The sequence below is a fragment of the Monashia sp. HAY1-5C genome (assembly GCF_056755255.1).
Genome location: NZ_JBPGXG010000352.1, coordinates 1 through 272 on the forward strand (window position 1 = coordinate 1; position 272 = coordinate 272).

Here is a 272-nt window from a genome sequence, read left to right on the forward strand (position 1 = left end):
CGAGATCTACACTCTCTCCGTCGTCGGCAGCGTCAGATGTGTATAAGAGACAGCTCGGCGGTTCCGGCAGCCACCGCGGCCTACGTGGCGACGGCGCTGCACGAGGGCACGCTGAGGGCCTCGATCGAGGACGTCGACGCGCCGGAGAACCTGTCTCTTATACACATCTCCGAGCCCACGAGACGGAGCTACATCTGGGGGGGCGTTTTTTGTTTTGAAGGGGGGGGGGGGGGGGGGGGGGGGGGGGGGGGGGGGGGGGGGGGGGGGGGGGG

Annotated in this window: 1 protein-coding gene; it reads left to right on the forward strand. The window is 69.1% G+C overall.

Annotated elements, in window-relative coordinates:
• Positions 1-36: 36 nt before the first annotated feature.
• Positions 37-272 (forward strand): hypothetical protein (locus ACR9ZK_RS21990; protein WP_481344077.1); only part of this gene is annotated, 236 nt, incomplete at its 3' end.